Origin of the sequence: Cellulomonas sp. IC4_254 (assembly GCF_011603975.1) — a bacterium.
Lineage (GTDB): Bacteria > Actinomycetota > Actinomycetes > Actinomycetales > Cellulomonadaceae > Cellulomonas.
In genome coordinates this window covers 1-7,087 of record NZ_JAANNB010000197.1, presented here as the reverse complement: position 1 = coordinate 7,087, position 7,087 = coordinate 1, and the positions used below count along the sequence as shown (strand labels likewise).

General features: G+C 76.0%; 5 protein-coding genes. All 5 read left to right on the top strand.

The window, feature by feature from the left end; translation table 11 throughout:
* The coding region (locus G6556_RS15840) for an MDR family MFS transporter (RefSeq protein WP_240934616.1) at window positions 1-1,679 on the top strand (1,679 nt) is incomplete at its 5' end.
* Between the two features lie 15 nt (window positions 1,680-1,694).
* Window positions 1,695-2,141 carry a DUF4233 domain-containing protein gene (locus G6556_RS15835; protein WP_166943558.1) on the top strand — a complete coding sequence of 149 codons (447 nt, stop codon included), beginning with the start codon at window positions 1,695-1,697 and terminating at the stop codon, window positions 2,139-2,141.
* 10 nt (window positions 2,142-2,151) lie between these two features.
* Window positions 2,152-2,583, top strand: a complete 432-nt coding sequence (ndk, locus tag G6556_RS15830; protein ID WP_166943555.1) for a nucleoside-diphosphate kinase — start codon at window positions 2,152-2,154, stop codon at window positions 2,581-2,583.
* Window positions 2,584-2,631: 48 nt separating this feature from the next.
* Window positions 2,632-6,219 (top strand): chromosome segregation protein SMC, encoded by a 3,588-nt coding sequence (gene smc, locus G6556_RS15825; protein WP_166943552.1) that lies wholly within the window; start codon window positions 2,632-2,634, stop codon window positions 6,217-6,219.
* Between the two features lie 82 nt (window positions 6,220-6,301).
* Window positions 6,302-6,886, top strand: coding sequence for a hypothetical protein (locus G6556_RS15820; protein WP_166943536.1), 585 nt, complete (start codon window positions 6,302-6,304; stop codon window positions 6,884-6,886).
* The last annotated feature ends 201 nt before the right edge of the window (window positions 6,887-7,087 follow it).

The following is a 7,087-nucleotide window of genomic DNA, read 5'->3' as shown; positions in this document are numbered from 1 at the left end:
CCGACAAGCCCCTGGTGGAGCTGAACCAGCGCACCGTGTGGCTGATCTTCGGGGCCCTGCTCGCCAGCATGCTGCTGTCGTCCCTCGACCAGTCGATCGTCGGCACCGCGATGCCCACGATCGTCGGCGAGCTCGACGGCGTGGAGCACCAGGGCTGGGTCGTGACGATCTACATCCTGGCGATCGCCATCGTCATGCCGCTGTACGGCAAGTTCGGCGACCTGTGGGGGCGGCGCTGGCCGTTCCTCATCGCGATCGCGATGTTCACCATCGCGTCCGCGGGCGCGGGCTTCGCGCAGTCGTTCGGCGAGCTCGTCGCCTGGCGCGGCGTGCAGGGCCTCGGCGGCGGCGGCCTGATCATCCTGTCGCAGGCGATCATCGCCGACATCGTCCCCGCCAAGGAGCGCGGCAAGTACATGGGCCCGATGGGCGCGATGTTCGGCGTCGCGGCCGTCGCGGGCCCGCTGCTCGGCGGCCTGTTCACCGACCACGCCGACTGGCGCTGGTGCTTCTGGATCAACATCCCCGTCGGCGTCGCCGCGTTCGTCACCGCCTGGATCACGCTCAAGCTGCCCAGCCACCGCTCCGGCCGCCGCCTCGACGTCGCCGGCATCGTGCTGCTGACGCTCGCCACCTCGGGCCTGGTGCTCGTCACCTCGTGGAGCTCGATCAGCGGCGAGGCCGGCTACGACTGGTCCGACGGCCGCCTGGTCGGCCTGCTGGTCGGCACGATCGCGGCCGCCGTCGCGTTCGTCCTCGTCGAGCTGCGCGCCCAGGAGCCGATCCTGCCGCTGCGGCTGTTCAAGAACCCCACGTTCACGCTCGCCACCGGCATCGGCCTGGTGATCGGCATGGGCATGTTCGCGTCGCTGGCGTTCCTGCCGACCTTCCTGCAGATGTCGACCGGCTCCGGCGTGACCGAGTCGGGGCTGCTCATGCTGCCGATGACCGTCGGCGTCATGCTGACCGCGATCGGCTCGGGCATCGCGATCACGAAGACCGGCCGCTACAAGGCGTTCCCGATCACCGGCATGGCCATCGCCACCCTCGGCCTGGCCTGGCTCACCACCATCACCGGCGACATGTCGATGGTGCTGTTCGGCGCGATGATCTTCGTGCTCGGCGCGGGCCTCGGCCTCGTGATGCAGACGATCGTCCTGGCGGTGCAGAACTCTGTCGACCCGCACGAGATCGGCACCGCCACGTCGGCGAACAACTTCTTCCGCGAGATCGGCGCCGCCGTGGGCACGGCGCTGTTCAGCACGATCTTCACCACCCGGCTCTCGGAGCGCCTGGAGTCCGTGTTCGCGGGCGCCGGCTCCGCGGGCGTCGACACCGGCGGCTCCGCCGAGTCGCTGACCCCGGCCCTGGTGTCCCAGCTGCCCGAGCAGCTGCACGACGGCGTGGTCACGGCGTACACCGAGGCCCTCGCCCCGGCGTTCTGGTACCTCGTGCCGCTGCTGGCGGTCGGCTTCGTGCTGACGCTGTTCCTGCGCGAGGTGAAGCTGTCCGACGTCGCCGGCATGGTGGCGCGCGGCGAGGCCACCGCGGCGGCCCCGGCCGCACCGGCGACCGTGTCGGCGAGCGTGGGCGCGACGGGCGCGACCCCGGGCGCGACCGAGCCCGCCCCGGGCGGGACCGCGGGTGCCGACCACGGCTCCGCGGACGAGCGCAGGTAGCCTCTCCGCGTGAGCATGCACGCCAACCGGCCCGTGCGCCAGAAGCGCCCCGCCAAGCCCCAGTTCACCTCGATGATCCTGGTCCTCGAGGGCGTGCTGGTGCTGTTCGCGGCGCTGACGGCGTACGGGCTGTCGGCGGCCGGGGTCGTCTCGGCGTCGCCCGCCGTGCTGTGGACCGTCGCGGGCGTCCTGTTCGTCGTGCTCGTCGTCCTGTCCCGCCTCGTCACCGCGCCCGGCGGCTACGTCGCGGGGTCGGTGGCGCAGGTGGTCGTGATCGCCTGCGGCTTCGTGATCCCGCTGATGTTCGCGCTCGGCCTCCTCTTCGCCGTGCTGTGGTTCGTGTCCCTGCGGCTCGGCGCCCGGATCGACCGCGAACGCGCGGCCTTCGACGCCGCGTACCCCGACCAGACCCCGCAGGGCGGTCTGCCGCCGCGCGCCCAGGACCCGCCGCCCGCCGGTTAGGGTTCGGGGCATGAGCGACATCCAGCGCACCCTGGTCCTGGTCAAGCCCGACGGCGTCCGCCGCGGACTCTCCGGCGAGGTCCTCCGCCGCATCGAGGCCAAGGGCTACACCCTCGTGGCCGTCGAGCTCCGCACCGCCGACGACGCCCTCCTCGAGCAGCACTACGCCGAGCACCAGGGCAAGCCCTTCTTCCAGCCGCTCGTCGACTTCATGAAGTCCGGCCCGGTCCTGGCCGTCGTCGCCGAGGGCCACCGGGTCATCGAGGGCTTCCGGTCCCTGGCCGGAGCCACCGAGCCCACCACTGCCGCTCCCGGCACCATCCGCGGCGACCTCGGCCGGGACTGGGGCCTGAAGGTCACCCAGAACCTCGTGCACGGCTCGGACTCCGAGGAGTCGGCCGCCCGCGAGATCGCCCTCTGGTTCCCGGCCCTGGCGGGCTGACCCCGGACCTCCCCGGGCACGGGCCGCGGCCGCACTAGGCTGCGGCCCGTGCACCTCAAGACGCTCACCCTGCGCGGGTTCAAGTCGTTCGCCTCGGCGACGACGCTGAACCTGGAGCCCGGGGTGACCTGCGTCGTCGGGCCGAACGGCTCGGGGAAGTCCAACGTCGTCGACGCGCTCGCCTGGGTGATGGGCGAGCAGGGCGCCAAGTCCCTGCGCGGCGGCAAGATGGAGGACGTCATCTTCGCCGGCACCTCCGGCCGCCCGCCGCTGGGCCGGGCGGAGGTCGCGCTGACGATCGACAACACCGACGGCGCCCTGCCGATCGAGTACACCGAGGTCACGATCTCGCGGACGCTGTTCCGCAACGGCGGCTCCGAGTACGCGATCAACGGCCGCGCGTGCCGGCTGCTCGACATCCAGGACCTGCTGTCGGACTCCGGCCTGGGCCGCGAGATGCACGTCATCGTGGGGCAGGGGCAGCTCGACGCCGTGCTGCGCGCGACCCCGGAGGAGCGCCGCGGCTTCATCGAGGAGGCCGCCGGGGTCCTCAAGCACCGCAAGCGCAAGGAGAAGGCGCTCCGCAAGCTCGACGCGATGCAGGCGAACCTGACCCGGCTGACCGACCTGACGGGGGAGCTGCGCCGCCAGCTCGGACCGCTCGGGCGGCAGGCCGAGGTCGCGCGGCGCGCGCAGACCGTGCAGGCCGACCTGCGCGACGCCCGGGCGCGGCTGCTCGCCGACGACCTGGCGCAGCTCACCGCGCAGCTGGAGCAGGAGATCGCGGACGACACCGCGCTGCGCGCCCGCCGGGCCGAGGCGGAGGCGGCGCTCGACGCCGCCCGCGTGCGGCTGGCGGCGCTGGAGCGCGAGGCGGCCGAGGCGGCGCCGGCGCTCGGCGAGGCGTCGGACGTCTGGTACCGGCTGTCGTCGCTGCGCGAGCGCCTGCGCGGCACGGCGTCGCTGGCCGCCGACCGCGCGCGGCTGCTCGGTGGCGCCGGTCCCGAGCCGGCCCGCGGGCAGGACCCGGAGGACCTGGAGCGCCAGGCCGAGCGGGTCCGCGCCGCCGAGGCCGAGCTCACCGCCGAGGTGGACGCCGCCCGCACGGCGCTGGCGGCGGCGCAGGCGGCCCGCCAGGAGGCCGAGGGTGCCGCCACGGCCGCGGAGAAGGCGCTGGCCACCGTGCTGCGCGGCGCCGCGGACCGCCGCGAGGGGCTCGCGCGCCTCGCCGGGCAGGTCGGCGCCCGCCGCAGCCGGCTGGAGGCCACCGAGGCGGAGATCGGCCGGCTCCGCGAGACGCTGGCCGCCGCGGAGCGCCGCGGGCACGAGGCGACCGTCGAGTTCACCGCCCTGGAGACCCGGGTCGCCGGCGTCGAGGAGGGCGAGGAGGACCTGGACGCCGCGCACGAGGCGGCGGCCGAGGCCGTCGAGGTCGCCGCCGCGCGGGTCGCGGAGCTCACCGCGCAGCTCACCGAGGCGGAGCGCGAGCGCGCCGCCCTGGAGTCCCGGATCGAGACGCTCGAGCTCAGCCTGACCCGCAAGGACGGCGCGGGCGCGCTGCTCGCCGCCGACGACCTGGCCGGCGTGGTCGGCTCGGTCGCCGCGCTGCTCGGCGTGGCGGCCGGCGACGAGGACGCGGTCGTGGCGGCGCTGGGCGCGTCCGCCGACGCGGTGGCGGTCGACTCGGTCGAGGCCGCGGTGGACGCGATCCGCTGGCTGCGCGAGCAGGACGCGGGACGGGCGGGTCTGGTCGTGGCGGCGGGCGACGCGGCGGACGCGGGCGACGAGGACCAGGGCGCCGCGCCCGGCGACGCCGCGTGGGCCCTGGACCTGGTGCAGGCGCCGCCGGCCGTCGTCCCCGCCGTGCGCCGGCTGCTGCGCGGCGTCGTCGTGGTGGACGACCTGGTCGCCGCCCGCGGCGTGCTGCGCGACCGCCCCGACCTGGTCGTCGCGACCCGGGCCGGTGACGTGCTCGCCGCGCACCGCGCCTCCGGCGGGTCGGCGACGGCGCCGAGCGCCCTGCACCTGCAGTCCGCCCTGGACGACGCCCGCCAGGGGTCCGAGGCGGCCGCGGCCCGCGCGGAGCAGGCGCGGTTCGGGCTGGTGGGTGCCCGCGAGGCCGAGGAGACCGCCCGCGCCGAGTACCAGCGCACCCTCGACGAGCTCAACGAGTCCGACGCCGCGCTGGCGGCGGTCGCCGAGCAGCTCGGCCACCTGGGCGCCACCGCCCGCGCCGCCCGGAACGAGGCCGAGCGCGTCCAGGCCTCGCTGACCACCGCCGAGCAGACCCTCGCCGACGGCGCCGCGGAGCTGGCCGAGCTCACCGAGCGGCTGGCCGCCGCCGAGGCCGAGCCCGCCGACACGGACGCCGCCATCGAGGAGCGCACGCGGGAGCGGGACGCCGCGAACGAGGCCGCCACCGCGGCCCGCGGCCGGGAGACCGAGGCCCGGCTCAGCCTGCGCACCGCCGAGGAGCGCGCGCGGGCGCTCGCCGGCCGCGCCGAGTCGCTGGACCGGGCCGCGCGCACCGAGCGCGCCGCCCGCGAGCGGGCCGCCGAGCGGGAGCGCGCCCGGGCGCGGCAGGCCGCCGTCGCCACCGCCGTCGCCCTCGGCGCGACCCAGGCGCTCGGCGCGATCGAGCACGCCCTCCAGCGCGCGGCGGACGAGCGGGACGCCGCCGAGGCCGCGCGCGCCGAGCGGGAGACCGCGCTGTCGGCCGTGCGGTCGCGGGTCGACGAGACCCAGCGCGAGGTCGCCCGGCTCACCGACGCCGCGCACCGGGACGAGGTGCTGCGCGCGGAGCAGCGGCTCCGGGTCGAGCAGCTGCAGGTCCGCGCCGTCGAGGACCTCGGCATCGACCCCGCCGTCCTGGTCGAGGAGTTCGGGCCGCACCGGTCCGTCCCGGTGCTGACGCCGCCGGCGGGCGCGCCCGGGGCGGACGACGAGGACGCCGGGCCGCGCGAGGTGCCCTACGTCCGCGCCGAGCAGGAGAAGCGCCTGAGGTCCGCCGAGCGCGCGCTCTCGCAGCTCGGCCGGGTCAACCCCCTGGCCCTCGAGGAGTTCGCGGCGCTGGAGGAGCGGCACAAGTTCCTGGTCGAGCAGCTCGCCGACCTCAAGAAGTCCCGCGCCGACCTGCTGGAGATCGTCAAGGAGATCGACGAGCGGGTCGAGCGGGTGTTCGCCGACGCCTACCGCGACACCGCCGAGCAGTTCGACCGGGTGTTCCCGCGGCTGTTCCCCGGCGGCGAGGGCCGGCTGGTGCTGACCGACCCGTCCGACATGCTCACGACCGGCATCGAGGTCGAGGCGCGGCCCGCCGGCAAGAAGGTCAAGCGGCTGTCGCTGCTGTCCGGCGGCGAGCGGTCGCTCACCGCGGTCGCGCTGCTGGTGTCGATCTTCAAGGCCCGGCCGAGCCCGTTCTACGTGATGGACGAGGTCGAGGCCGCCCTGGACGACGCCAACCTCGGCCGGCTGCTGGAGATCTTCCGCGAGCTGCAGGAGGACTCGCAGCTCATCGTCGTCACGCACCAGAAGCGGACGATGGAGATCGCCGACGCCCTGTACGGCGTGACGATGCGGGGCGACGGCGTCACGACGGTCATCTCCCAGCGGCTGCGCGACGAGGTCCCCGCCTGATCTGTGAAGATCGCGTGCGAGTTCCCGGACGGCGCGTGCGGTGCGCGGACGGCGCACCGGTGCACGGCGGACAATCGTCCCCATGGGCGGCTACCTCGTGGTGATCGGGCTGGCGCTCGTCGCGGCCATCGGCGTGATCGTCCTGGCGAACGCGGCGGGCGACGGCGGCACGGACCTGCGCACCTTCTGGGCGGACCTCCGCAGCGGGCTGCGCCGGCGCGGGCGGGACGGGGACGAGCAGTCCTCGGTCGTCGAGGAGGCGGAGCCGGTGGACGTCCCGTTCGACCAGCTGTTCGCGGAGGCGTCCCAGCCCGACGACGGCTACCTGCAGCTCGACGAGCTCGCCGAGATGCTGGAGCGCACGGGGGAGCGCGCCGCCCGGCTCCGTGAGCACCTGCCCGCCGGCCGGGCGGCCGCGGGCGAGCCCGCCGACCGGGTCGTGGTGCAGGACCGGGTGCCCGCGCCGGGCACGGCGGCCCCCGCGGCACCCGAGCACGCCCCGGTGCCGGAGGCCCACCCCGGGCGGGGGCCGCGCCGCAGCGGCCACCTCCCGGTCCGCACGGTCACGGTGAGCCCCGGCCGGTCCGCCGCGGCCGCCACCGCCGCGACCGTCGCCGGCCCGGCGGCGCTGCCGCCGACGGTCCCGCCGCAGCGCGGCGACTCCTGACCCCCGCCCGGACCGCACCGGGGTCGCCCGCCTGACAGACTGTGCCGGTGGACTCGAACGACCTCCTGAACCTGCTCCTCGTCGGCGTGCCGGCCCTGGCGATCCTGGGCGGCGGCGCGGCCGTCATCCAGCGGCGCCGCTCCGCGGGCGACCGCGACCGGACCGACGAGCGCCCGGCGGGCGGCACCGGCACCTCGACGC